Annotated in this window: 1 protein-coding gene; it reads left to right on the top strand. The window is 56.3% G+C overall.

Annotation, left to right across the window (positions count from 1 at the left end; translation table 11 throughout):
* Nucleotides 1-780 precede the first annotated feature (780 nt).
* Nucleotides 781-1452, top strand: a complete 672-nt coding sequence (locus NW838_RS00120; RefSeq protein WP_414332122.1) for a DUF1614 domain-containing protein — start codon at nucleotides 781-783, stop codon at nucleotides 1450-1452.
* The last annotated feature ends 153 nt before the right edge of the window (nucleotides 1453-1605 follow it).

Here is a 1605-nt window from a genome sequence, read left to right as displayed (position 1 = left end):
GCCCACAGTCATGATGATGGTCTGCATGATAGGCGGTTAACTCAAATTTTTCGAGAGCTCTGTCTTGCTTTGCGCCCAGAGCAGCTGGACTTTGCCGATTCTGCTATCTTCTCTGATATCTTCAAATCTGGAAAGTAACTTCGTTGCCCTTGATGTTGGTGATGGTGGCCTTCAGTTTTTGACCAATCTGGAAGCAGGCTTGGCGGGCCCGCTGTTGGGTCTAGTCTTGTGGGTATTGGTTGTTTTGCTGTGGTCTGTCCTGCTGGGGCTCGTTTGCCGCGCCTTGGGGAACGGCGTCCCTGCGACCAGAGTGGCTGTTGGGCTGGGATCCCTGGTGTGGCGGAGTCTCGCCAGCAGGCATCCCCCCATTCCCGTAGTAGCGGGCCATGCCTAGCCCAGGATCTGCAGCACCTCTGCCGGCCTGTCCTGTAGGGCTACATCTTCAGAGACTACCGCAAGTGGAACATTCATACTGAACAGTATCTGCGCGACCTTTGCTTCGAGACTGTTGAAGAATCTAATCACATCAAAATTCGGTTTTATGGAGATCCGCGCTATCAAATCGTTATGGCTAAAACTCCTGGCGACTGGAGGGCTGGCCGCAATATTTCAAGGACTCCGTCCCGCTAACGCGATCGGGATATTCGCAACCTCATTTTTGGCCTTTGAGATCCTGAAACGAATAAAGTTTAGTTGCAAACCTAACTTTCTCAGGGGGCACGCAGCTGAGAAAAGTTGAACCGAGTCCTGATAGGCTGAAGAAAAGTTGGGATCCCTGCCATGTTCTACCTGCCGGTCTCGCTGCTGTTGTTTTTCATGCTGGTGTTGCTGCTGCCTTTCCTCTGGCTGGGGCTGGCAGTGGATGTGGTGGCGCTGGCGGTGGGAAAGCTGGGGTTCTCGCGGGAGGGAGCGCTGTTACTGCTGCTGGCCATCCTGGTGGGCAGCTCGGTCAATATTCCCCTCTATCGGGTGAAATGCGAGGTGACGCTGGTAGAAGACCTAGCTAGCTTGTGGATGCGGCAGTTCTGGGGGATCCCTTTGACCAAGCTTTCCCAGGAGACGGTGATTGCCTTAAACGTGGGCGGGGGGCTGATCCCGGTGCTCTTGGCCCTATACCAATTTGGGCGGGCCGATAGCGTGCTGATCCTGGCGGTAACGGCGCTGGTAACCTTGGTCAGCTACTATGCTTCCCACGTGGTGCCCGGGATCGGCATTCAGATGAATCCTCTAATTGCCCCAGCTACAGCAGCCTTGGCCGCTTTGTTCTGGGCTGGGGATCAGGCGCCAGCGGTGGCCTTTGCCGGCGGGGTTTTGGGTACCCTTATCGGGGCGGATCTCCTGCACTTGCCGGAGGTGTTGCGGCGCAATTGCTCAGGCATTCTCAGCATTGGCGGGGCCGGGGTTTTCGATGGTATTGCCCTCTGTGGCTTGTTTGCCCTGCTGCTGAGCTAAACCAGCAAATAGGTAAGGGAAAGGGTGATGGATTGGGCGGGATCCAGCCAACGCAAGTCGGGATCCCCTAAGGACTCCGTCCCGCTGGCGCGATCGGAGGCACGCTGAGTCAACTCCTCGAGGAGCGTTTGCGTCCATTCCAGCGGCCCATTG

It is taken from the genome of Synechococcus sp. R55.2 (assembly GCF_047462075.1).
Taxonomy (GTDB): Bacteria; Cyanobacteriota; Cyanobacteriia; order Thermostichales; family Thermostichaceae; genus Thermostichus.
The sequence above is the reverse complement of the archived record's forward strand: the minus strand, read 5'-3'. Positions and strand labels throughout refer to the sequence as shown.